General features: G+C 64.6%; 26 protein-coding genes. 15 read left to right on the forward strand and 11 right to left on the reverse strand.

What is annotated here, in order from left to right:
- Nucleotides 1-19 precede the first annotated feature (19 nt).
- A complete protein-coding gene (locus tag B4394_RS13775; protein WP_078311451.1) occupies nt 20-652 on the reverse strand; it encodes a TetR/AcrR family transcriptional regulator in 633 nt (210 codons plus the stop codon).
- Nucleotides 653-954: 302 nt separating this feature from the next.
- On the opposite strand from B4394_RS13775, the gene B4394_RS13780 reads away from it, so the two are divergent.
- Together B4394_RS13780 and B4394_RS13785 are read left to right on the forward strand one after the other, a co-directional pair.
- A complete protein-coding gene (locus B4394_RS13780; protein WP_078311450.1) occupies nt 955-1,635 on the forward strand; it encodes an MspA family porin in 681 nt (226 codons plus the stop codon).
- A 63-nt stretch (nt 1,636-1,698) separates the two neighbouring features.
- Nucleotides 1,699-2,397, forward strand: coding sequence for an MspA family porin (locus B4394_RS13785; protein ID WP_078311377.1), 699 nt, complete (start codon nt 1,699-1,701; stop codon nt 2,395-2,397).
- Between the two features lie 14 nt (nt 2,398-2,411).
- Here B4394_RS13785 and B4394_RS13790 read toward each other — a convergent pair whose 3' ends face one another.
- From B4394_RS13790 to B4394_RS13810, 5 genes are all read right to left on the reverse strand, one after another.
- Entirely contained in the window at nt 2,412-3,155 is a 744-nt protein-coding gene (locus B4394_RS13790; RefSeq protein ID WP_078315334.1) for an ESX secretion-associated protein EspG, read from the reverse strand.
- Nucleotides 3,152-4,192, reverse strand: coding sequence for a PPE domain-containing protein (locus B4394_RS13795; protein WP_078315335.1), 1,041 nt, complete (start codon nt 4,190-4,192; stop codon nt 3,152-3,154). Before B4394_RS13795 ends, B4394_RS13790 begins: the two co-directional genes overlap by 4 nt.
- 3 nt (nt 4,193-4,195) lie before the next feature.
- Nucleotides 4,196-4,567, reverse strand: coding sequence for a PE family protein (locus B4394_RS13800; RefSeq protein ID WP_030096139.1), 372 nt, complete (start codon nt 4,565-4,567; stop codon nt 4,196-4,198).
- Between the two features lie 145 nt (nt 4,568-4,712).
- Nucleotides 4,713-5,063: a metallopeptidase family protein gene (locus tag B4394_RS13805; protein ID WP_078311373.1), complete on the reverse strand. Its 351-nt coding sequence runs from the start codon at nt 5,061-5,063 to the stop codon at nt 4,713-4,715.
- 28 nt (nt 5,064-5,091) lie between these two features.
- Nucleotides 5,092-6,759 carry a septum formation family protein gene (locus B4394_RS13810; RefSeq protein ID WP_078311372.1) on the reverse strand — a complete coding sequence of 556 codons (1,668 nt, stop codon included), beginning with the start codon at nt 6,757-6,759 and terminating at the stop codon, nt 5,092-5,094.
- 85 nt (nt 6,760-6,844) lie between these two features.
- On the opposite strand from B4394_RS13810, the gene B4394_RS13815 reads away from it, so the two are divergent.
- The 5 genes from B4394_RS13815 to B4394_RS13835 are packed head-to-tail and all read left to right on the forward strand — an operon-like array spanning nt 6,845 to nt 10,460.
- Nucleotides 6,845-7,294 carry an ankyrin repeat domain-containing protein gene (locus tag B4394_RS13815; protein WP_078311371.1) on the forward strand — a complete coding sequence of 150 codons (450 nt, stop codon included), beginning with the start codon at nt 6,845-6,847 and terminating at the stop codon, nt 7,292-7,294.
- 18 nt (nt 7,295-7,312) lie between these two features.
- Entirely contained in the window at nt 7,313-7,843 is a 531-nt protein-coding gene (locus B4394_RS13820) for a GAF domain-containing protein (RefSeq protein WP_286142066.1), read from the forward strand.
- A 39-nt stretch (nt 7,844-7,882) separates the two neighbouring features.
- Nucleotides 7,883-9,139, forward strand: a complete 1,257-nt coding sequence (gene serS, locus B4394_RS13825) for a serine--tRNA ligase (RefSeq protein ID WP_078311369.1) — start codon at nt 7,883-7,885, stop codon at nt 9,137-9,139.
- A gap of 5 nt (nt 9,140-9,144) precedes the next feature.
- On the forward strand, nt 9,145-9,954 hold the full coding sequence (locus B4394_RS13830) for a DUF5718 family protein (protein WP_078315514.1): 810 nt from the start codon (nt 9,145-9,147) through the stop codon (nt 9,952-9,954).
- A 47-nt stretch (nt 9,955-10,001) separates the two neighbouring features.
- A complete protein-coding gene (locus B4394_RS13835) occupies nt 10,002-10,460 on the forward strand; it encodes a nitroreductase/quinone reductase family protein (RefSeq protein WP_078315336.1) in 459 nt (152 codons plus the stop codon).
- Here B4394_RS13835 and B4394_RS13840 read toward each other — a convergent pair.
- Nucleotides 10,457-12,010 (reverse strand): MBL fold metallo-hydrolase, encoded by a 1,554-nt coding sequence (locus B4394_RS13840; protein WP_078315337.1) that lies wholly within the window; start codon nt 12,008-12,010, stop codon nt 10,457-10,459. The genes B4394_RS13835 and B4394_RS13840 overlap by 4 nt on opposite strands.
- A gap of 104 nt (nt 12,011-12,114) precedes the next feature.
- Here B4394_RS13840 and B4394_RS13845 point away from each other — a divergent pair, with 104 nt between their 5' ends.
- On the forward strand, nt 12,115-12,594 hold the full coding sequence (locus B4394_RS13845; protein ID WP_078315338.1) for a MarR family winged helix-turn-helix transcriptional regulator: 480 nt from the start codon (nt 12,115-12,117) through the stop codon (nt 12,592-12,594).
- On the opposite strand, the gene B4394_RS13850 is transcribed toward B4394_RS13845, so the two are convergent.
- Both B4394_RS13850 and B4394_RS13855 read right to left on the reverse strand, forming a co-directional pair.
- A complete protein-coding gene (locus B4394_RS13850) occupies nt 12,553-12,897 on the reverse strand; it encodes a hypothetical protein (RefSeq protein ID WP_139360184.1) in 345 nt (114 codons plus the stop codon). The genes B4394_RS13845 and B4394_RS13850 overlap by 42 nt on opposite strands.
- Nucleotides 12,894-13,607, reverse strand: coding sequence for an AAA family ATPase (locus tag B4394_RS13855; RefSeq protein WP_078311364.1), 714 nt, complete (start codon nt 13,605-13,607; stop codon nt 12,894-12,896). Before B4394_RS13855 ends, B4394_RS13850 begins: the two co-directional genes overlap by 4 nt.
- Nucleotides 13,608-13,737: 130 nt before the next feature.
- Here B4394_RS13855 and B4394_RS13860 point away from each other — a divergent pair, with 130 nt between their 5' ends.
- Genes B4394_RS13860 through B4394_RS13870 form a run of 3 tightly spaced genes read left to right on the forward strand, consistent with a single transcriptional unit; the run spans nt 13,738 to nt 16,028 of the window.
- A complete protein-coding gene (locus tag B4394_RS13860; protein WP_078315340.1) occupies nt 13,738-14,718 on the forward strand; it encodes an NAD(P)H-dependent flavin oxidoreductase in 981 nt (326 codons plus the stop codon).
- Nucleotides 14,709-15,122 carry a tautomerase family protein gene (locus tag B4394_RS13865; RefSeq protein WP_078315341.1) on the forward strand — a complete coding sequence of 138 codons (414 nt, stop codon included), beginning with the start codon at nt 14,709-14,711 and terminating at the stop codon, nt 15,120-15,122. The genes B4394_RS13860 and B4394_RS13865 overlap by 10 nt, the downstream gene beginning before the upstream one ends.
- A gap of 12 nt (nt 15,123-15,134) precedes the next feature.
- Nucleotides 15,135-16,028 (forward strand): LysR substrate-binding domain-containing protein, encoded by an 894-nt coding sequence (locus tag B4394_RS13870; RefSeq protein ID WP_078311361.1) that lies wholly within the window; start codon nt 15,135-15,137, stop codon nt 16,026-16,028.
- Here B4394_RS13870 and B4394_RS13875 read toward each other — a convergent pair whose 3' ends face one another.
- Both B4394_RS13875 and B4394_RS13880 read right to left on the reverse strand, forming a co-directional pair.
- A complete protein-coding gene (locus tag B4394_RS13875) occupies nt 16,029-16,592 on the reverse strand; it encodes a CHAP domain-containing protein (protein ID WP_078315342.1) in 564 nt (187 codons plus the stop codon).
- A 47-nt stretch (nt 16,593-16,639) separates the two neighbouring features.
- Complete coding sequence (locus B4394_RS13880; RefSeq protein WP_078315343.1) at nt 16,640-17,362, reverse strand: aminoglycoside 3'-phosphotransferase; 723 nt, start codon at nt 17,360-17,362, stop codon at nt 16,640-16,642.
- A gap of 44 nt (nt 17,363-17,406) precedes the next feature.
- On the opposite strand from B4394_RS13880, the gene B4394_RS13885 reads away from it, so the two are divergent.
- The 4 genes from B4394_RS13885 to B4394_RS13900 are packed head-to-tail and all read left to right on the forward strand — an operon-like array spanning nt 17,407 to nt 20,590.
- The gene (locus tag B4394_RS13885) at nt 17,407-18,180 is read left to right on the forward strand and encodes an SDR family NAD(P)-dependent oxidoreductase (protein WP_078315344.1); all 774 of its coding nucleotides are present in this window, start codon (nt 17,407-17,409) and stop codon (nt 18,178-18,180) included.
- A 47-nt stretch (nt 18,181-18,227) separates the two neighbouring features.
- Nucleotides 18,228-19,010 (forward strand): lysophospholipid acyltransferase family protein, encoded by a 783-nt coding sequence (locus B4394_RS13890; RefSeq protein ID WP_078290740.1) that lies wholly within the window; start codon nt 18,228-18,230, stop codon nt 19,008-19,010.
- Nucleotides 19,011-19,775, forward strand: coding sequence for a lysophospholipid acyltransferase family protein (locus B4394_RS13895; RefSeq protein WP_078315345.1), 765 nt, complete (start codon nt 19,011-19,013; stop codon nt 19,773-19,775).
- Nucleotides 19,772-20,590, forward strand: a complete 819-nt coding sequence (locus B4394_RS13900; RefSeq protein ID WP_078315346.1) for an HAD family hydrolase — start codon at nt 19,772-19,774, stop codon at nt 20,588-20,590. The genes B4394_RS13895 and B4394_RS13900 overlap by 4 nt, the downstream gene beginning before the upstream one ends.
- Nucleotides 20,591-20,601 lie beyond the last annotated feature (11 nt).

A 20,601-nucleotide genomic window follows, 5' to 3' on the forward strand; every position in this document is an offset into this window, starting at 1 on the left:
GGCGGGCTGTCCTGGAAGATTAGCTGGAGGTGTTCGGAAACTGCCGCAGATCGGCGATCCACAGCCGCAGGGTGCGCGTCAACAGATCGACGTACTGGGTGTCGTCGATGGTCCCGAGCGTGCGGCCCAAGGCCAATCCTGCGGCGGTTGCGAGGACCGCGGTTAGCGCGGTGTCACGCTCGTCCTCCGGGGTGGTGTCGGGGAGGGTGTTGGCCAGCACCGCGCCGAGAAGAGTGCGCCCCATCGCGATGTGGCCCTGTGAGACAGCCAGCTGCGCCTGATCCTTGTGGATGGCGAGCGCGTACTCTGCCGCCAGCGCTACCAGGCCCTCATCCCCACTTAACGCCGCGGACCAGTGCGCTAGTTGAGTGATCTGGTCGTCGATGGAGGACGCTGACTGGATGAGCTTTCCGGCAACCTCGGAGAAGGTTCGCATGTAGCAGCGCAGCAGCACCTCTGCGCAAAGGTTCTCCTTGCTGGAGAAGTTCGAGTAGATCGCTCCGACGGTCCGGCCGGCGGCATCGGCGATCTTGGTGACGGTTGTCCCGCCTAGTCCGTTGGCGAGGAACAATTCCTCGGCCGCATTCAGAAGTTCCTCCCGAGTACGTTGCTGAGACTCTGCGCGGCTGATCCGCTGTCGCTGGCCGGACACCGCCACCTCCTCGAGTCTTGCGCCGGAACCGACTGGTCACTCACTCGGATCGGTCTGGTTCATATATTGCCATTATGCCAATCTCGGCGTCCAGCTGCCGGGCCGGAGACGTCCATCCCACGTACGCTGCCGCGTGCGCATGGAACGGATGCTCAACAGACAAGCCCCGTTCCCGATCCGTTCACGCGCCGTAAATGAGGTCATCTTAAAAATCATCCATACCCCAAAGGGGTACCAGGTATCGCCCCCCGGGCTTCCCGGGGATGGACCGTGTTGGACAACTGAGAGGCACCGCCGCCACCATGCTGAAAAGTCTTGCCGTCCTGACCACCGCGTGTGCGCTCGGTGCGATCGCGCCCGTGGCCCTGGCGGATCCGCCGGGCGGCGAGCCACTTCCGGATGCAGCGGCCGCCGATTCGGTACCGGTCCCGCCTGCGGCAGACGGTGCCGTCGCGTCGGGGGAGCCGGGCACCCTACGGACGCGAGAGGGCTGGATTCTGGCTGTCGCGGCCAAGGACGAGGTGCAGCTGCCTGTCGCGCCGTTGACCACGGCCCTGTCCTCGCGCGAGTATCTGGTCGGTGGCACCTTCCTCGGAGCCATCAAGGGGGCCGGTACCACCAAACTGACCGACGGCATCCTGGAGGCCGGATACCAAATCGGTTGTGGCATAAGCGCTGCCGAGGTCGACCTGAGATTTGGTGGCGGCATCACGCCACAGATCAGCCCCGCAGGCGTGCCCAGCGTCGGCGGCAACGTCTTTGCGCAGGTCCGCCCGACCCTCAAGCCGGGGACCGCGACCATCATCCCGGTCACCAAGATGGCATTCGAGGGGGACACCGCCCGCGTCTCTATTACCGCGTTTCGTATCAAGATCGACAGCTGCGTGGGTCAGTCCTTCATCCGCTCCTATGCGATTTTGACCAGTTCCACCGAGGACACGCAGGACGTGATCACCTACATGGGCGTCACCAAGGCCGTCTGACTTCTGGACCAGCCAAACCCATACTTGCTCAACCACATCCAGTTTTGAGAGGCGTCGATGACCATGTACAGAACTCTTGCCACGGTGACTGCCGCGTGCGTACTCACGGGAGCGGCCCCGCTGGCATCGGCCGAACCCATTCCTTCTCCACTTCCCTTGCCCGCCGCAGCCGAGAACCCGCCGCCCCCGGTGGAGGGCGAACCAGGCCCAGCGTTGGACACCGGCGTCGTCGCCTCAGAACCACCGGCGACCGTCACCACACCGGACGGCTGGGTGTTGACGCTTGCGGCCGAGGAAGAGACCCAGCTGCCAATCCCGCCACTCACCACGGCGACCTCATCCCGTGAGTATCTGGCCGGAGGCACATTCATCGCCACCGTGAAGGGAGGCGGTAGCACCAAGTTGAAAGGCGGCACCGTCGAGGCGGGCTATCAGATCGGCTGCGGTATCGCGCTGAGTGGTGTTCGTCTGACCGGAAGCGTCGGCCTCTCCTCGTCGATCGGCCAGTCCGGACTCGGCAATATCAGCATGCCCCTCGTGGGAAACATTGAGGTGAGACCAAAGCCCGGTGAGGTCATCAACGTCTCTGTCACCAAGAAGAAGTTCAAGGGCACGCAATCACGCGTCACGCTCAAGGATGTCCACATCAAGATCGATGGGTGCATCGGGCAGTCGTTCCTGCGGTCCTATGCGGTGCTCACCAGCACGACCTCAGGAACTGAAGACATCATCGGCTACTACGGCGTCACCAAGACGGTGTGAACAGGGCCGTTGCCCTACTCCAGGCCGAGGCTCTTGAGCGCGTGCGTCATCCGCTGCGGTGTCGCTGGAGTGAGCGTGGCCCACAACGCACCGTCGGCGGATGTGCTGGGAGTCGCCATGATTCGGCCAAACGCGGTGTCGTACACCGCAACTCCGCCAGGTGCGCGGTCGGTGATGCCGTCGACTCGGCGAATCGCGGTGATCTCGGTCATCGCGCCGCGGCGAGCCATCGCCTTCGCGACCGTTACGGCGTCGGCCTTGGTGGCACCGAGCGCCATGAGATGGCGGGCCATATCGGCGGGCTCGGCATTGAGGGCCAGGGCCAGCTGCTCGGCGGGCGCGTTGATCGACCCGAACTTCAGCGGGGTGGCATCGCCCAGGTAGCGCCACAGTTCGGCGCCGAGTGAACCGGACACCGATCGCATGGCCACACCCTCGCCATCGTTGACCAGCAGCACATACGCCTCGCCGTGCTCGACCAGGCACAGGCGCAGCATCTGCGATCCCGCCCAACGGCGTACCGCCACCTGACCGGTGGCCTTGCTGGCCGAGGTCAGCATGTCGCGCAGCGTCGGGTGAAGGTCCTCGCCCTTCAGCAGGTTGCGCTCCTTGAGCCTGGCGCGGGCGCTGTCCAGGGCGTCTCGATGTTCGACTTCGTCTTCGTGGCGCGGACCCGCGGCCAACACAACCGGCAAGAGGTCGTTACCGGTGATCTCGCGGGTCAGCTCCAGTTCGTCGAAGTCCAGGCGGACGGTCACAGCTCCGCGCTCGCACCGAGGACCGGCGGCGCCACTGCTCCCTTGGAGCCGCCGCGCTCGAACAGCGTTGAGGCATCTATGTTTTCAAAGTCGGCGACCTTGTCGGTACCCGACTTGGTGGTCAGAATGTCCGGCAGTTCGACGGGCTTGCTCTCGTCGCCCATGAAGACGCCGGTGGCGCCGATGGCGGTGAGCTTCTCGTCGTCTTCGTCCTCATCCTTCTTGCTGTTGACGTTTCCGGCCTTGATGCCCTTGCCTGCGCTCGCGGCCAGCGCGCCGCCGGCCATCATGCCGGCCATCGGCGCACCCATTCCGCCCATGCCCATACCGGAGCCGCCGGCGGCGGCCGCGTTGGCGGTCATCGAGATGGCCGCCGCGCGGGCGCTCTGCACTCCGGGCACCGAGTCGGGGCTCAGCGGGCTCGGGCCCATCTCGGACAGGCCAACGCCCGCAGCGCTGACACCGGTGTTGCCGCTGTTGGCTTCCGACTTCTCTTCGGGGTACTTGATGATCTCCGGAGCCGCCGGGAACTCCACGACCTTGGCCGCGGGCACGCTGGCTGACTCGTAGGTCTCCATGGCCTTAGCGGCCTGCAGGTCGAGACCCTGCTCCATGCCCTCGGTGGTGGCGTGGAGTCCGAATAGCGCTCCGCCAGCCGACAAAGCTTCGGCCTTGGCCTTCTCCAGCTGGGCCAGGTCGTTGATGTGCGGCATGTCAAGAACCGCGGTGCCATAGGACTCGGCGTAGGTGTTGGCGGTGTCGCTGACTTCCTGAGTCAGTCCGGCCATCTTGTCCAGCCACTCGGTGAAAGGGGTCAGCTTGGACAGCGCCTCCTCGGCACGAGGTCCGCGGTACCCCTCCACGAGCTTCTCGCTGACGCCCAGGCTGTTCTCGTGCACCTCGGCGAACGCGGCGCTGATCTCTTGCCAGGCCAGGGCGCTGTCGACAACATGCGTCGGGCCCGCACCGGTGGTCAGGTCCAGGGCCAGCTTCTTCGCCTTACGGGCCACCCAGTTGACGCCAGTGAATCCGGTCATGATCTATTCCCCCACACCATTGATACGGGCGGCGTTGTGCCGTTCGAGATCCACGAACGCCTGCGAGTTGCGTCGGAACGCCTCGGCAATGCGCTTGAGCTGCTCGATGCCGTCCTTGGCGACCTTCTCGAAGTTCTCGTTGGTCTTCGCGGACGCGTTGGCCACCGCGGTGGACACCTCGTCGCGGCCCGCGGAGCCGAACTTCGTGGCCTCGAGCTGCTTGTCGAGAGCCTCCTGCAGTCGCTGCGCCATCGCGTCGTACTCGACAGCGGCATCCTTCATCACATCCGGATCGACCTGTAGAACAGTCCCCGGCTGGTTAGCCAGGTCCCAACGGATCTCCTCACGCTGGGCGGGCGCCGGTACGTCAGCCATCTTCTGTCCCCTTTCCCCCGCTCGTCTCGCGTCGTCCTACGGGCAGATTTGCCCTTTCACTAGAGATGGACGGCGGATCCCTCTGTTCGGTTCCATCATTCTCCGAGATTTTTGGATATTTTTCCCGCAAACCTCAGCCGCCTCTTTAGTCCCAGCCCAGCTGGTGTAGTCGCTCATCGTCGATACCAAAATGGTGAGCGATCTCGTGGATGACGGTGATCGTCACCTCGTCGATCACCTCGTGTTCGCTGGAACACATCTCGAGCAACGGCTCGCGATAGATCGTGATGGTGTCCGGCAGCGCGCCCGCGTAGAAGCTGTCACGCTCGGTCAGCGCGATCCCCTCGTATAGCCCGAGTAGTTCGGGATCCTCCGGATGCTGGTCCTGGACCAGCACCACCACGTTGTCGATGGCGGCGGCAAGCTTGGGCGGCACGGCGTCGAGGGCATCGGCGACGAGTTCTTCGAACCGTTGCTCGCTCATCGGGACGGCCATCAGGGGCCGGAGTCGGGTGCGGGCACCGCTAGGCCGGCCCGGGTGGCGGGGCTCCGGGCGGTGCCTGTCCCGGCACCTGCCCCTCCATCGGCGGTCCCTCCATGGGTGGGCCATCCATCGGCGGGCCCGCGGGAGGCGGTGGTGGACCCGCGCCCGGCGGCAGCGTCGTCACGATCGTGTTACCAGGAGGATTGCTCGGGTTAGGCGCGACCGAAGACGTCGGCGGCGCAGAGGTCCGCGTCGGCTGCTGGGTCGGTTGCTGTGTTGGTTGTTGAGTGCGGGTTGGCTGCTGCGTGTATGTCGGCTGCTGGGTGTAGCTGGGTTGCTGAGTCGGCTGCTGGGTCGGCGCCGGGGTGGTGGACAACGGGATCGGCGGCAGGTTCAGCCGGTCCGCGGGAATGTCCGGCGGCGGTACCGGCGGTTGCCCATTGATCAGTAATTGCCCGCTTTTGGCGCTGTTGACCAAGGTCGACCACGCGCCGTTGCCGAGGGTGGAACCGATGTTGCAGCTGACCTGACGGCTCCCCGCGGTCCAGCTCGGCAAGGTGATCGTGTTGTACGACAGCGTCAGCGTGGTGGCGCGGAACCCGTCGGGATTGCCCATGTACTCGTTGGTCAGGCGGTTGCAGTTGTCCTTGATGAACGCATCCTGGTCGGGTTCGGGTGGTACCGAACCCGGGAACTGCTCCGCGAGGCTCACGGTTCCGGTGATCTCCATGGCGTGAGCCCTGTCGCAGTCCACCGGGAGCTCGGTGGGCAGGTTCGTCGTCGAGTCGATGCCGACACACGTGCCTACCGGCCAGACCTTGGACTGGTCCTGCTCGGCCACCTTGCCGCGGAAGAGCTGTTGCTGGTTATCGGAGCCGGGGAGCTGTAGCCCACACAGCACGCGTCGTTCGCCCGCCTCAGACCAGCCCTTCTTATCCGGGTACAGCATGCCCATGGTGAATCGGCTGTTCGGGTCGTAGCGATCGCCCAGATAGCGATTGATGGCGACCTGGCACTGCTCCTGGCTGATCTCCTGGATGCGCACCATGCTGGGCGGCTGCGAATCCGGCCCGTACTCCGTGCCGGGGAAGGTCCGCAGGTCAATCGACTCGGCGACCTCGAAACGATGGTCGGTCGCACAATCGACGGTCCGGACGTCGGCCATGGACGTGGGCGCGGACCAACTGAGGCAGTCGCCACCCTTTGCCGAATTGAAGGTGCTGTTGCCCGGGGCGCCGGTGCTCGGTACCGGATTGGAATCGATCTTGTTGACCAAACGATCTGCCGAGGTCCAGCCGTCCGGCAGCGCCTGAGTGAGACCCGCGATGAACAACCCGCCAAAAGTGACGAGCAGCAGCGCACGGTGGGTGGAGCGCTCTTTAAGGCCCTCTTTCAGGCCCTCCCACCAGTGGTTCTTTGCCGGCTGAGCGGCCTCGTCGACGCCATCGGCGGAAGCGTCGGGATCCTCGTTTTCGGGGTAGTCCAAGACTTCCGTCTGCGGAGAGTCGGCAGCGGCCGATTCGGTATCAGAGTCCGAGGCGACGGGGGTCTCCGGGGTTTCCTGGGCCTCCGCGGGGGGCACGGCAGCATCCGCGGACTCAGCAGCGGAGTCCGCGGACGTATCGGTGTCCACCTCGTCGTTGGTGGATTGGTCCGGGGAGGACTCGTCCCGCTCGACCTTCGGCGTGGGTTCGGCTTCGTCACTCATACTGCAGTCATTGTTACAGGTGGCGGTGCGGGTTAGCCCAGCGATGCTGTCCGCGAGCGCAGCTAGATTGAACTCTGTGACAACGATGGAACCTGACCGTGATGACGGCGACGAGATCGGCGACTCTTCAGCGGGGGAAGCCGAGCATCAGGCCCGCGTTGCCGAGCAGGTCGCCGCGCTCGCCCACGAGCTTTTCGATATGGCCAGAGAGGGCAACGCGTCCACCCTGGCCGCGTACCTGGACTCCGGTGCACCGGTGGATCTGACGAACGAGGCGGGCGACACCCTTGTCATGCTGGCCGCCTACCACGGGAACGCGTCGACGGTGCGGTCGCTGATAGCGCGCGGCGCCGACGTCAATCGCGCCAACGACAAGGGGCAGACCCCGTTGGCCGGCGCGGTGTTCAAGGGCTCCGATGACATCGTCGAAATCCTGGTCAATGCGGGCGCCGATCCCACCGCCGGGACCCCGTCCGCGCTCGATGCGGCGCGGATGTTCGGCAAGGACGAGTATCTGAGCCTGTTCGGCCGTTAGGCCGCCTGCGGATTCACGGTGAGTGCAACCCTCGCTGCTGTCGCCGCGGTGGGAGAGCGTTGCTGCGTGGCATCTGCCGAGACCAATCCGCAGCTCGCTGAGCTGGCGCCGCGGCTTGACGAGGTCGCGCGCCTACTAGGTGTCCGATCGGTGCTGGTCATGCGTTCGGAGCCTGGTGCGATGGCTGTCGCTGCCACGGCTGGAGAGGCGGCCGAGCACTACACGGTTGGCTCTGTCGGAAAGAAGGCGGGAGACGACCAGGGCAGGGTCCCTCTGTACTGCGAGCGCGTCGTGGACACCGGTGAGGAGGTCTTCGTGAGGGACTCGCGCGTCGACACGCGTTTCGCGGGCAACGAGGATGAAATCGAGTTCGGCCTCACCAACTATCTGGGGCTTCCCGTTCACAACTCGGCCGGTGAGGTCGTCGGCACGGTGTGTGTGCTCGACGAGGTGGCGCGCGAGTACTCGCCGACCGAGCACGAGGAGCTGGCGGCGTTGCGTGCCCAGGTCGAGACGATTGTTCGAGCCGATGGATCAGCACTGGGCTGAATCGCAGGTGCGGAAACTAGCCCCAGTAGTGTTCAGCGAGTGATCGACCTCAAATTTCTGCGTGAAAATCCCGACGCGGTGCGTGCCTCGCAGCGTCTGCGAGGCGAGGACCCGGCACTCGTGGATGTGCTCCTCGACGCCGATACGTCACGGCGTGCGGCGGTGTCGACCGGCGATACTCTGCGCGCGGAGCAGAAGACGGCAAGTAAGAAGGTAGGTCAGGCGACGCCCGAGGAGCGCCCCGCGTTGCTGGCTGCCGCCTCTGAACTCGCGGCGCGAGTCAAGGCGGCCGAAGCCGAGCAGGTGGTGGCGGAAGCCTCGTTCACCGAGGCACACAAGGCGATCAGCAATGTGGTGATCGACGGCGTCCCGGCCGGTGGCGAGCAGGACTTTGTGGTCCGCGAGCTGGTGGGCGAGCCGACTGCCATCGAAAACCCCAAGGACCATGTGGAATTGGGCGAGTCGCTGCGCCTGTTCGACATGGAGCGCGGCGCGAAGGTCTCCGGTGCCCGGTTCTACTTCCTCACCGGATATGGAGCGCTGCTGCAACTCGGTCTGCTGCAGCTGGCCGTGCAGACCGCGGTGGCCAACGGTTTCACCCTGCTGATTCCCCCGGTATTGGTCAAGCCCGAAATCATGGGTGGCACAGGATTTTTGGGTGCCCACGCCGACGAGGTGTACCACCTCGAGGAAGACGACCTGTATCTGGTGGGCACCTCGGAGGTGCCGATCGCCGGGTACCACTCCGGCGAGATCCTCGACTTGAATGAGGGCCCGTTGCGGTACGCCGGATGGTCCAGCTGCTTCCGCCGCGAGGCCGGCAGCTACGGCAAGGACACCCGCGGCATCATCCGGGTGCACCAGTTCGACAAGGTGGAGGCCTTCGTCTACTGCAAGCCCGAGGACGCCGAGGCCGAGCACAACAAGATCCTGGGCTGGGAGCGTCAGATGCTGGCCCACATCGATGTGCCGTACCGCGTGATCGACGTTGCGGCAGGAGATTTGGGATCGTCGGCGGCACGCAAGTTTGACTGCGAGGCGTGGGTGCCGACGCAGCAGGCCTACCGCGAACTCACCTCTACCTCCAATTGCACCACCTTCCAGGCGCGGCGGCTGGCTGTGCGTTACCGCGACGAGAACGGTAAGCCGCAGACGGCCGCGACACTCAATGGCACGCTGGCGACCACAAGGTGGTTGGTGGCGATCCTGGAGAACCACCAGTTACCCGATGGCAGCGTTCGGGTACCCGCGGCCCTGGTGCCCTTCGTCGGAACCGAAGTGCTGGAGCCCAAATGAGCAAGATGCTCGACGTCGAGCTGGACGAACTGCGTAGCTGGTTCGGCCTCGGGGTGGCCGGGAACTTCGCCGGGCATCTCGAACAGGCCGGGGAGTCTGCGGATTTCGTGAACGTGGCGTCTAACGGCATCGCGCCCAAGGGGATCTTCCCCTGGTACGTGCCCGGTGACGATGGATTCCTGGGGCAGTTCCCGCTCTCGCACGATGAGACGGTGCTGCCCGAGAGTGATACCCCGCTGAACCTGCAGATCGAACCCGAGGTGGGGTTGGCATGCCGGGTGCATTGGCGTGGTGACGTCGTCGCATCGCTGGAGCCGTTTGCGCTGGGCGCTTTCAACGACTGCTCGATCCGGCGGCCCAATGCCCCCAAGATCAGTTATAAGAAGAATTGGGGTGCGGCATCCAAAGGCGTTGCGCGACAGTTCTTTGAAGTCAGCGATCTCACCCCCGACGGACCAACCGCCACCCTGCGGCTGAACTGTCATCTGCACACCGCGGACGGACAAGAGCACGAGTACGGCGTGGACAGCCCGCTACTTGGTTACTCCTACTACGGCGAAGTGCTCTTGGACTGGATCACCGAAAGATTGGACAACCAAAAGGGTTCGCCAGACACTCCCTTGGAGGATGTGGGCACGCTGATGGTGGCCGCCGGGCACCCCGCGCATGTGCTGATCGGTATCGGGGCAACCAAGTACACGCCCCTGGGCGAATCCACGTACCTACAGGCAGGTGACGAGGCGGTGGTGCGCGTGTACAGCACCGAGTCCGTCGAGGCGTCCGAGCTGCGGCAGCGGGTGCGTAACGTCCGCTAGGCGGGACGGTGGGGTTCGGACTTCTGAGTTCGCGCTAACGTCGAGATATGACCGAAGGTGTGACATCGGATACGTATCGGGAGCTTTCTGAAAACGGGGTGCAGAAACACAATAGCCGGATGATCAGGCTGCTCCGCGAGAACGGCGGCAAGCTGCCCGGGGTGGCCGACGATGAGATGCCGGTGCTCATCCTGACAATCACCGGCGCCAAGTCAGGAATCGAACGGCTGACCCCGCTGGGGTACTTCGAGCACGACGGGCGCAGGTTCATTGTGGGGTCCAACGGCGGACAGCAGAGGCCCCCATCATGGATCTTCAATGTGCGCGCCCATCCCGAGGTGACCGTTGAGATAGTTCCGGATACCTACAACGCCGTTGTGCGCGAGCTGGATTCGAGCGAGCGTAACGACATGTTCCCGGCGCTGGTGGCCGCGTACGCGTTCTTCGGCGATTACCAGGCGCGGATCGACCGGGTGATTCCGATGTTCGAGTTGGTTCCGGCCTAGCCGAGCTTCTTGGACCGCAGCTCGTGGCCCTTGGAGGTCAGGCAGCGGCCGGTCTCCAGGTTCCAGTCCCATCCGTGCAGATTACAGGTGAGCGTCTTTCCTTCCACCACACCAAATTTCGACAGGTCAGCCTTCAGGTGCGGGCAGCGGCGCTGTATCTCCCAGCCGTCCATGGTGATCGAGGCACTGTCGTCGTGAGCTTCGGCGAACCAGCCATCGGCGTAGGCGATGCGCTCGTTGGTGAGACATTTGAAGAAGGTGTACAGGTACTCGTTGTAGCCGCCCACTCGCCAGGCCTTGAAGCGGGTGGATAGGAAGATGGTGTTCACCCAGTCGGGCTCGTCATCGCGGAGCACGGTACGCGCCAGCTCGGGTGCGATCCCGAAACCGTACCGGAACTTTTCATTGGGAATGGGTTCGCGGACAATGCGTTTAGGGAAGTCGAGCACCACAGTCTCGGCGCCGAGGCGCAGTTCTACCGGGTAGCCGATGCCATCGCAGATCTGATCGGTTTGCGCCATGATCGGCTCGAATTTGGCACGCAGCGGCTCCAGTAGCGGTTCCCCCTCGGCGGGCGCCCACCCCGCCTTCTCGGCGGCCAGTACGGGAGCCATTCGCTGCGCGTATGCCTCGATGTATGCGGCCTTCCCGGCGCCGAAGATATGTTCGGCCTCCTCGTCGGACACCGGATGTGTCAATGAATTGAGTTCGGAGCCAGTGAAATCCGCGACGGTGCCGGGAATCATCAGCAGACCCCTGTCGTGGCCGTGCTGGCGCATCTGGTCCAGGAACACCAGCTGGTCTGGGAAGATGTTCGCAGGATCGCCGTGGTCGTCGTTGAGGTCACGCAGCTCTGCGTCCAGGAAGCACGGTGGCCCGGCGGATGGGATCACCCAGGTGGCGCCCACCTGTGCGATGTACTGGCGGCACCGGTCCATTCCGCGCTGCCGCTTCTGGGTGCCGAAGGACTCCTTGGCGCGGGCGGGCATGTCGTAGACCATTGGGTACCAGATAGCCCCCGAGTACTGCAGCATGTGCACGTCGACATGCCCAAACTCCTGGGCCAGCACATCCAGATCGACGGGGCGGGCGTCGTTCATGTTGAAAGCCGTGGTGGTGCCGTCGTACACCACGAGGCCGGAGTCGCCGATGGGTCCATCGGCAGGGGCCCGCAGCGCGATGATCATGATGTCCAGATCACCCTTGGGGCCACTCACGTGATGCTTCACCGAGTCCTCGGTCTCCACGAACGTGTGGAAACCCAGCCCTTCGAGCTCGCGCCTCAAGTCCGGCACCGGATAGTCGGGCAGCAGCACCACGGCGTCCTTGTTGACGTGCTCGGTCAGATTCTTCGGGTCGTAATGGTCCTTGTGCAGATGCGAGACGTAGAGGTAGTCGCAGTTCCCGAGCCGGTCCCAGTCCAGGGTGCCGTTATCTGGGAATGGGAACCAGGAGGCGAAGTACGCGGGGTTGACCCAGGGGTCGCAGAGGATGCTGCCCGCAGCCGTCTCGATGAAGAATCCGGCGTGGCCGACACTGGTGACTCGCATGGCCCCCAGCCTATCGAGCTGCGATTACGGTGCAAAAAGGTGCGTAAGACGCTGGAAAATGCATCAAAATCCCCTTGCATAGGGATGCTACGTAAAATCGGCCTGTGTCCACCACCGATGGCCTCACCGCCGACGTACTGACCGTGATCGCGCGGCTCAACCGCTGGGTGTCCAGCCAGGCTGAGCTGCCTGTACCTACCGGGCAGGCGCGACTACTGGCACTCGTCGGGGAGATGGAGGACGCGCGGATCTCGGACCTGGCGCAGGCTGACCACTGCAGCCAGCCCACTATGACCGTGCAATTAAAGCGGCTCCAGGATGTCGGGTATGTCGAGCGGTGGGTCGATCCCGCCGACAAGCGAGCGCAGCGCATCAAGCTGACCATGGTGGGACGTGAGGCCCTTGTTGCGATGCGTGCCGAGCGGCAGAGCGTTCTAGATCCGTGGCTGAGTACGTTGCCGCCCGAGGAGCAGCGCACTCTTGCCGAGGCCGCCAAGATCCTCGAAGGCCTCACCCGCCGGATGGCAGCGCTGGTCGATCGGTCACCAGACCCCGACGACGTGTTCCAACAGGGCAAGGGATAGCGCGCCCAATAGCGCGACGACGAACGAGGCGCCGACCGTGTAGGGCACTGCGTGGTGTGGTCGTAGCCGTTCCGCCAACAGCCCGGCTCCGGCTCCGAAGCCGCCGATGACGGCGAAACCGCCCAGCACCAAGTAGAAAACGGCGCCGAACATCGCTGCCCAGATATTGGCTGGACCGCTGACGTAACCCGTCATCGGCACCGGAAACCGGTATGCGACCACAGTCAGCGCCGCCGCAACAGGACTGAATCCGATCGCGCAGGCGGCGCCCAGTACCGCACAGCGCATGTCCCGTTGCATCATTCGGTCTCGAACAAGTGCCGCAGATAGACGCGTGGATCGGCAAGAAAGCGTCGCCAGTGCCCCACCATCGCCAGATCCTCCCAGTCTCGTTGCTGTACACCGTCTTCCCCGAACTCCAGAATGGTGGCGCCGGGGAAGGCCGCCAGTACAGGTGAGTGGGTAGCCATGATGACCTGAGATCCGGCGGAGATCTCGCCGTCGAGCATCGCCATCAACTGCAGGGATGAGGTGAAGGACAGCGCGGCCTCGGGCTCGTCGAGGATGAACAGCCCGCGTTCCATGTCCCGTTCGGCAAGGTACGCCAGGAAGGACTCCCCATGGGAGCGCTCGTTGAGTCTGCCGTCGAAGATCTGTTCCGGGGTGCGTTGGTCTACCGCCGTGAACAGCTGGTGCATCGCCTCGGCCCGCAGGAAGCAACCCCCGCCGGGGCGCGGGTGCTCGGCGTCGAAGGAGACGGCCCGGTGCAGGTCGGTGTCCTCGGTTCCGCCGGGAGCGCCCCAATGAGTGACGGCGTAGGGCAGTCGCGACCGCCACGAGGAGGCCACCGCCTCCAGGAAGGTGGACTTGCCCGACCCGTTCTCTCCGACGATCACGGTGACGCCGGTGGTCAGCTGTAGGGGCTTCGCCGCGATCTGCGCAATCGACGGAATGTCCAAATACCAAGCATCGGGCTGCTTTTCACGATTGATCGCGATCTGGCGCAGGATCACTCCTCGATGGTATCGGGACGCAGCCTTCTCAAGGCAAGGGATGTAATCTCTAGATCGTTCTGAAAAACAGAACACTCCTATCGTGAGAAACCGTTGGACCTGGGGTTTCTCACGAATCTACGGTTGAGACATGACCTTGAAAACTCGGTTGACCCACCACTTCGGCATCGAGCATCCGGTGGTCCTGGCGCCGATGGATGGTGTCGCCGATGCGCGCCTCGCGAGCGCCGTCGGCGCGGCGGGTGGGTTGGGCCTACTCGGCGGCGGCTACGCGAACGAGACGTGGATTCGCCAACAGTTCGAACGGGCGCGCGGCGCCGTGGGATGCGGGTTCATCACCTGGACCCTGAACGGCAACGAGCATGTCCTTGATTTAGTGTTGGCACAGAATCCCGCGGCGATCTTCCTGTCGTTCGGCGACCCCGCGCCCTATGCGCCCCGGATCCGGGCCGCCGGGGTGCCTCTGATCTGCCAGGTCCACAACATCGAGCAGGCTTCCCGGGCCATCGCGGTGGGCGCCGACGTCATCGCGGCTCAAGGGGGAGAAGCGGGCGGACACGGGGCCGGACAACGATCAACATTCACCCTGGTGCCCGAGATTGTGGACGTCGTCGCAAAAAATGCGTCTCAGGTGCTGGTTTTGGCCGCCGGCGGGGTGGCCGATGGTCGCGGCCTGGCTGCCGCGCTGGCCCTGGGTGCCGACGGAGCATTGGTCGGGACGCGCTTTCTGGCCGCGCAGGAAGCGGCGATCTCTGCAGCCGCCCAGCGATATGCCCTTCAGGCCGGTGGCGATGACACCATCCGCCAACATGTCTACGACATTGTGCGCGGCAAGAGTTGGCCGCCTGCGTACAGCGGCAGGGTGTTGCGCAATGACTTCGTCAACACGTGGCATGACCACGAGGCCGAGCTCATCAGACATCTTGACCGGGCCCGTATCGATTACCAGAAAGGTTTGGCCGGTGAGGATTACACCGTTGCGAATCTGATTGTCGGTGAGGGCATTGGTCAGATACGGAGTGTCGAGAGTGCCGCCGACATCATCCATTCCATGGTGGCCCAGGCCGCCGCTATCAACCCGATACACCAAGGAGTCAACCCATGCCATTAGTGCGTATCGACGTGACCTCGGATCGGACGCGAGAACAGCAGCGCGCCATCGCCGGCGCGGTGCACGAGGCCCTAGTAGAGGTCTTGAAAATCCCTGTGCGAGACCGATTCCAGATCATTACCGCGCACGCCTCGACGGATATCATCGCCGAGGATGCGGGGCTGGGATTTCGCCGATCGGCCCAGCTGGTGATCGTGCATATCTTCACCCAAGCGGGCCGGACGACGGAGACCAAACAGAAGGTCTTCGCCTCACTGGCCGCCAAGCTGGCCGCCGTGGGCGTGGCAGGCGCGGATCTATTCGCGGCGATCAGCGAAAACGGACCCCAGGATTGGTCTTTCGGCTTCGGCCAGGCGCAATACGTCACCGGCGAACTGGCGGTTCCGGCCGTTGCGAACGCGTGATTGACTCCGGGTATGGAGCTCAGTGACATCACGCATTTCCTCGCGGTCGCCGAGGCCGGTGGTATCTCCCATGCGTCGAAGCAGCTCCACACCGTGCAGTCGAACGTCAGCACCCACATCAAGGCGCTGGAAGACGAACTCGGTGTCGAGCTGTTTCGTCGGCATGCGCGTGGAGTGACCCTGACCAACGCGGGGGAAGCCTTTCTGCCGTATGCCGAACGAATCACGGCACTGCTGAGGGAAGCCGCTCAGGTAGTCGGCGATGAGGCCGAACCCACCGGGACGCTGGCGATCGGAGCCATGGAGACCACGGCGGGCCTGCGCCTGCCCGGCATCCTGGCCGCGTATGCCGCTGACTGCCCGCGGGTCGACTTCACGCTTACCACGGGCACCACGGCCGAGTTGACCGCCATGGTGAACGACCATCGACTGGATGGCGGATTTGTCTGCGGACCCATCGAGAATAGTTCTCTTGTAACGGATTTGGCCTTTGTGGAAGAGCTGGTGCTGGTCACCGCCCAACGTCATGCCGACAGCCGGGAAGTCTTCGACACGTCGACGCGAATACTCGTCTTCCGCAACGGCTGCGCCTACCGCGACCGGCTGCACGAGATCTTCGCCGACCACGATGTCGCGGACCCGCAGGTTCTTGAGTTCGGCAGTCTGGAAGGAATTCTCGGATGCGTCGCGGCCGATATGGGTGTGACACTGCTTCCCGTCGGGGTCGTTTCCGCTTCGCAGCGGGCCTCGCTGTTGCGGATGCACCAGTTGACGCCGACACGGGCCCGAGTCGAGACGCTGTTCATCCGACGTGCGGACTCGGCCGTCTCACCCGCGATGTCGCAGTTCCTGCGCCACCTGCAGCGCGCCGATAACCCCACGATGTTGCGATCGGTGGCGCGGTGATCATTCGTAACGTCCGTACCCGGTGATCCCCGAGTCTTCGGCGGCCACATAGGTCGACATCCCGACTCCCCTGCCCTCGCCGCCACCGACCGTGGTGAGGGTGCCGTTGTCGTTGATCAGGACGATGTTGACATGCTGGCCCTTCGGGCTCGGTTCGTCATACAGCACCATGTCGCCGGGCTTCGGGCTGTAGTCGGGGGTCTCGTAACGCCTCTCGTCCTTGAGGTATGCGGTCAATGTCAGCACCCCGGGGATGCGCCAGTTCCCGGAGTTTGGGTTGGAGAACGGCTTGCCGGACTCGCGCATCACCCAACTGGTGAAGTCGGCGCACCACGGCTCGTCGTTGCCGTCGGAGTACTTGGCCATCCCGGCCTGCGTCTCGTACTCCTGCCCGAGAATCCGCACCACGGCGGCACGCCCGGGGGATAGCGCGGAGGTGTCGACCACGGGAAATTCCGGGCTAGCGGTGCGGGAACGGTAGAAACCGACGGCGCCGCCCGCCGCCACCACCAGGGTCGCGACGAGTGCAATCAGTATCAAGGCCCGGCGGGTCGAGAGACGCATGCGATCCAGGTTACGGAAATCCGCCGGTCCGCTGCCTCTAGGCAGGGTTAATCTTCGGAGTTCCATAGGCGCCGGTAGTAGGCCATGCGCTCAGAGTCCTCCGTGACGCCGTACGCCTCGAAGAAAGTGGCGTCCCAGCCCGCACCGTAGTTCCATTCCAATGACCAGCTGGCCACCGCAAGGTCCGCCCAGCGATCGGCAACTCCCATATCGCCGAAATCGACATGGCCACAACAGTTCCCGGCGTCATCCACGAGAGTGTTGGGCGCACACGCGTCACCGTGACACACCACCAGGCGATCGATCGGCGGGTGGTGCGTCAGCCCCTCGGGATTGACGAGACGGGCCACTCGATCGGCCACCGCCCAGCTGTAGGGGCAGTCGTCCGCGGGCAGCCGGTCATGCAGCGCGCGCAGCCCGGAACCGATGGCGCGCACTGCGGGCCCGGGGTCGTTGATCCAGCGGGGCACCACCGCGCTGTTGCCGTCGACACCGGCGGTGTGCAGCCAATGCAGCGGACCGCCGGTGTCGACGCCCAGGACCACGGGAACCGTGGTGTAGTGGCCTGCCCAGGCGAGCTTTTCAGCCTCGACACGCAGGTCAATCGCCGGATGAGGCTCCGACACCTTGATGAATTCACGGCCTGGCCCGTCGCCGATCTGAAACGTGTGGCCGCCAATTTCGTTGTCCCACACCGGGAGTATCGGCTGTCCCGCTGCTATATGGGACACGATCTCGGGAATGGTCACCGGCTCGATCGGAATCGTCACCGTTCCAGTCTGCCCGTCATCGGGCGACGGGTAGCGTGCCGGGCGTGAACCTCAATGACTTCCGGGCGCTCTACGACTTGTCGGGACGTACCGCGATTGTTACCGGTGGGACCCGCGGGATCGGGTACGCAATAGCCGAGGCTCTCGGTGCCTGCGGGGCATCGGTGGTGGTGTCCAGCCGCAAGGCCGATGCCTGTACTACCGCGGCGAAGGAGCTTCAGGACAAGGGGTATCGGGCGCTCGGTGTGCCCGCCCACATGGGTGACCTGAGTGATATCGACGGTTTGGTCGCGAGCACGGTCGACGAGTACGGCGGCGTCGACATCGTGGTCAACGCGGCTGCCAACCCGGTCGCGCAGCCCATGGGCAGCTACACGCCTGAGGCGCTGGGCAAGTCGTTCGACGTCAATGTGCGCGGTCCGGTATTCCTGGTGCAGGCGGCGTTGCCGCATCTCACTGCCAGTGAGCATGCCTCGGTGCTCAACGTGGTGTCGGTGGCCGCTTTTCAGTACGTGCCGATGTTGTCGATGTACGCGGCCATGAAGGCCACGCTCATGTCCTTCACCCGGTCGATGGCCGCCGAGTACACCGGGCGGGGCATCCGGGTGAACGCGCTGGCGCCCGGCACTGTCGATACCTACATGCTGCAGCAGAACCCGCAGGAGGTCATCGACGCCATGGCCGCGCAGTCCTTCATGGGGCGCCTGGCGTCCACCGACGAGATGATCGGACCGGCGCTCCTGCTGTTGTCGGACGCGGGCTCGTTCATCACGGGTCAGGTGATCGTGGCCGACGGTGGCGGTCTCGTGCAGCGTTAGACGGGTATCGAGTGCATCGGGTGGACCACCAGCGCTAGGCTCGTCACGTGGAGCCTGTTTATGGAACGGTGATTGGGCTTGCCCGTACCGTCTGGGCCATTCAAGGCCTGAAATTCACCGTTACGGGTGTCGAGAACCTGCCGACTGAAGGCGGGGCGGTTGTGGCGATCAATCACACCGGATACATGGATTTCACCTTCGCCGGGCTGCCGGCGTTCCTTCAGAAAAAGGGGCGCAAGGTGCGGTTCATGGCTAAGAAGGAAACCTTCGACAACAAGATCACCGGCCCCATCATGCGGGGCTGCCGGCATATCTCGGTCGACCGCGTGGACGGTGCCGCGTCGTACGCCGAGGCAGTCGACAAGCTCAAGGCCGGTGAACTGGTGGGGGTGTACCCGGAGGCGACCATCAGCCGCAGCTTTGAGATCAAGGAATTCAAGTCAGGGGCGGCGCGCATGGCCATCGAGGCAGGTGTGCCGATCGTTCCGCATGTCGTCTGGGGTGCGCAGCGCATTTGGACCAAGGGGCATCCCAAGAATCTCGGTCGCACCAATACGCCGATCTCTATCGCGGTGGGCGCACCTATCGAGCCGACGCTGCCGGTTTCGGAGCTCACCGCGCTTCTGCACGCACGCATGCAGCACCTGCTGCTGGAGGTGCAGGACGACTACGGCCAGCATCCGGCAGGAGAGTACTGGGTGCCGCATCGGCTGGGTGGGTCCGCGCCGACCTTGGCCGAGGCCGCGCAGTGGGATGCCCAGGACGCTGCCGAGCGCAAGGCACAACGCGCCGCTCGCGAGGCAGAAAAGCAGGCCCAGAAAGACAGCTAGATGGAACCGGTTTACCGACTCCTCGAAATCACAGCCAATACGGCGGTCTTCCTCACGGGGACCGTGATCAGATATCGAGGTCTGGAGCAGGTCCCGTCCGGCGGTGGTGCGGTGATCGCGATCAACCACACCAGTTACGTCGACTTTCTTCCGGCGGGTTTGGCGACGGTCCGCGCCGGTCGGCGGCTGCGGTTCATGCTCAAGGCAGAGATGCAGGAGGTGCCCATCATGAACTTCCTGATCAAACATGCCAAGGCGATTCCCGTCGACCGCAGCGCGGGCCACGGCGCCTACGAGGCGGCGGTGGACAGCCTGCGTAGCGGCGAGATCGTCGGGGTGTACCCGGAGGCCACCATCAGCCGTAGCTTCGAGCTCAAGGAGTTCAAGAGCGGCGCCGCCCGGATGGCTCATGAGGCCGGCGTGCCGATCGTTCCGCTCATCGTCTGGGGTGCGCAGCGCATCTGGACCAAGGATCATCCAAAAGACCTGGGGCACAGTAAAATTCCTGTCAATGTCGCCGTCGGTCGGCCGCTGGCGGCTTCCCCGGATGTCGATCGCACGACGGCCGAGTTGCATGACGCCATGGAGCAGCTGCTGACCCAGGCGCAGCGGGACTACCCGAAGGAACCGGGCGCGTACTGGCTGCCCAGGCGCCTGGGCGGTAGCGCCCCCACCCTGGAGGAAGCCGCTGTGCTCGAGGAGGCGGAATTGGCAGAACGCGCCCGGAAGAGGGCCCAGAAGAAGACGGGGCCGGGCTGCCCGTGACTCCTCCCACCCTTATCGCGTCCGACGTGGACGGGACGCTGATCGATTCCGACGAGCTGCTGTCGGCGCGCACTCGCGCGGTCATCACCGCCGCGGTCGGATCGGGTGCCACGTTCATCCTCGCCACCGGGCGTCCGCCCCGTTGGATCACCCCGATCGTCGAGGCTCTCGGCTTCGCGCCGATCTCGGTGTGCGCCAATGGATCCGTTCTGTACGACGCGGACAGTGACCGGATCATCTCGGCGGCCACGCTGGGCCCGGCGGAGCTTGCCGTGCTGGCGGAGGTTGCGCAAGCCGCCATCCCCGGGGTGGGCCTCGCGGTGGAGCGGGTCGGTCGCAGCGCACACGATGCCGCGACACCGCAATTCGTCAGTTCTCCCGGATACGAGCATGCCTGGCTGAACCCCGACAACACCGAGGTGTCTCTGGAGGACCTGCTGAGCTTTCCAGCGGTGAAGCTGCTGGTGCGCAAGGCCGGAGCGCGTAGCTCGGAGATGGCTGAGATCCTCGCGCCGCTGGTGACCGAGGCGGGAGCGGCCATCACCTACTCCACCGATAACGGGCTCATCGAGGTGATGCCCACCGGAATCAGCAAGGCCAGCGGAATCGCCGTGGTAGCGGATCAGGCTGGGGTGCAGCCGGAATCGGTCATCGCCTTTGGCGATATGCCCAATGACGTGGCCATGCTCCGCTGGGCCGGGCACGGGGTGGCGATGGGTAACGCGCACCCGGAGGCGCGCGCAGCCGCCGACGAGATCACGGCCACCAACGACGATGATGGGGTGGCCAAGGTTCTCGAACGTTGGTGGGGCTGAGGCGGTTACGT

This window comes from Mycobacterium sp. D16Q16, from assembly GCF_002013745.1.
Classification (GTDB): Bacteria; Actinomycetota; Actinomycetes; order Mycobacteriales; family Mycobacteriaceae; genus Mycobacterium.

Excerpts from the sequence above, each read along its gene's own strand:
- B4394_RS13795 (WP_078315335.1), bottom strand. The coding sequence starts at position 4,192 with ATGACCGGATTCACTGGCGTCAACTGGGTGGCCCGTAAGGCGAAGAAG.
- B4394_RS13785 (WP_078311377.1), top strand. The coding sequence starts at position 1,699 with ATGTACAGAACTCTTGCCACGGTGACTGCCGCGTGCGTACTCACGGGA.
- B4394_RS13860 (WP_078315340.1), top strand. The coding sequence starts at position 13,738 with ATGACCTTGAAAACTCGGTTGACCCACCACTTCGGCATCGAGCATCCG.
- B4394_RS13895 (WP_078315345.1), top strand. The coding sequence starts at position 19,011 with ATGGAACCGGTTTACCGACTCCTCGAAATCACAGCCAATACGGCGGTC.
- B4394_RS13835 (WP_078315336.1), top strand. The coding sequence starts at position 10,002 with ATGACCGAAGGTGTGACATCGGATACGTATCGGGAGCTTTCTGAAAAC.
- B4394_RS13830 (WP_078315514.1), top strand. The coding sequence starts at position 9,145 with ATGCTCGACGTCGAGCTGGACGAACTGCGTAGCTGGTTCGGCCTCGGG.
- B4394_RS13810 (WP_078311372.1), bottom strand. The coding sequence starts at position 6,759 with ATGAGTGACGAAGCCGAACCCACGCCGAAGGTCGAGCGGGACGAGTCC.
- B4394_RS13815 (WP_078311371.1), top strand. The coding sequence starts at position 6,845 with ATGGAACCTGACCGTGATGACGGCGACGAGATCGGCGACTCTTCAGCG.
- B4394_RS13850 (WP_139360184.1), bottom strand. The coding sequence starts at position 12,897 with ATGATGCAACGGGACATGCGCTGTGCGGTACTGGGCGCCGCCTGCGCG.
- B4394_RS13780 (WP_078311450.1), top strand. The coding sequence starts at position 955 with ATGCTGAAAAGTCTTGCCGTCCTGACCACCGCGTGTGCGCTCGGTGCG.
- B4394_RS13870 (WP_078311361.1), top strand. The coding sequence starts at position 15,135 with ATGGAGCTCAGTGACATCACGCATTTCCTCGCGGTCGCCGAGGCCGGT.
- B4394_RS13805 (WP_078311373.1), bottom strand. The coding sequence starts at position 5,063 with ATGGCCGTCCCGATGAGCGAGCAACGGTTCGAAGAACTCGTCGCCGAT.
- B4394_RS13800 (WP_030096139.1), bottom strand. The coding sequence starts at position 4,567 with ATGGCTGACGTACCGGCGCCCGCCCAGCGTGAGGAGATCCGTTGGGAC.
- B4394_RS13875 (WP_078315342.1), bottom strand. The coding sequence starts at position 16,592 with ATGCGTCTCTCGACCCGCCGGGCCTTGATACTGATTGCACTCGTCGCG.
- B4394_RS13865 (WP_078315341.1), top strand. The coding sequence starts at position 14,709 with ATGCCATTAGTGCGTATCGACGTGACCTCGGATCGGACGCGAGAACAG.
- B4394_RS13840 (WP_078315337.1), bottom strand. The coding sequence starts at position 12,010 with ATGCGAGTCACCAGTGTCGGCCACGCCGGATTCTTCATCGAGACGGCT.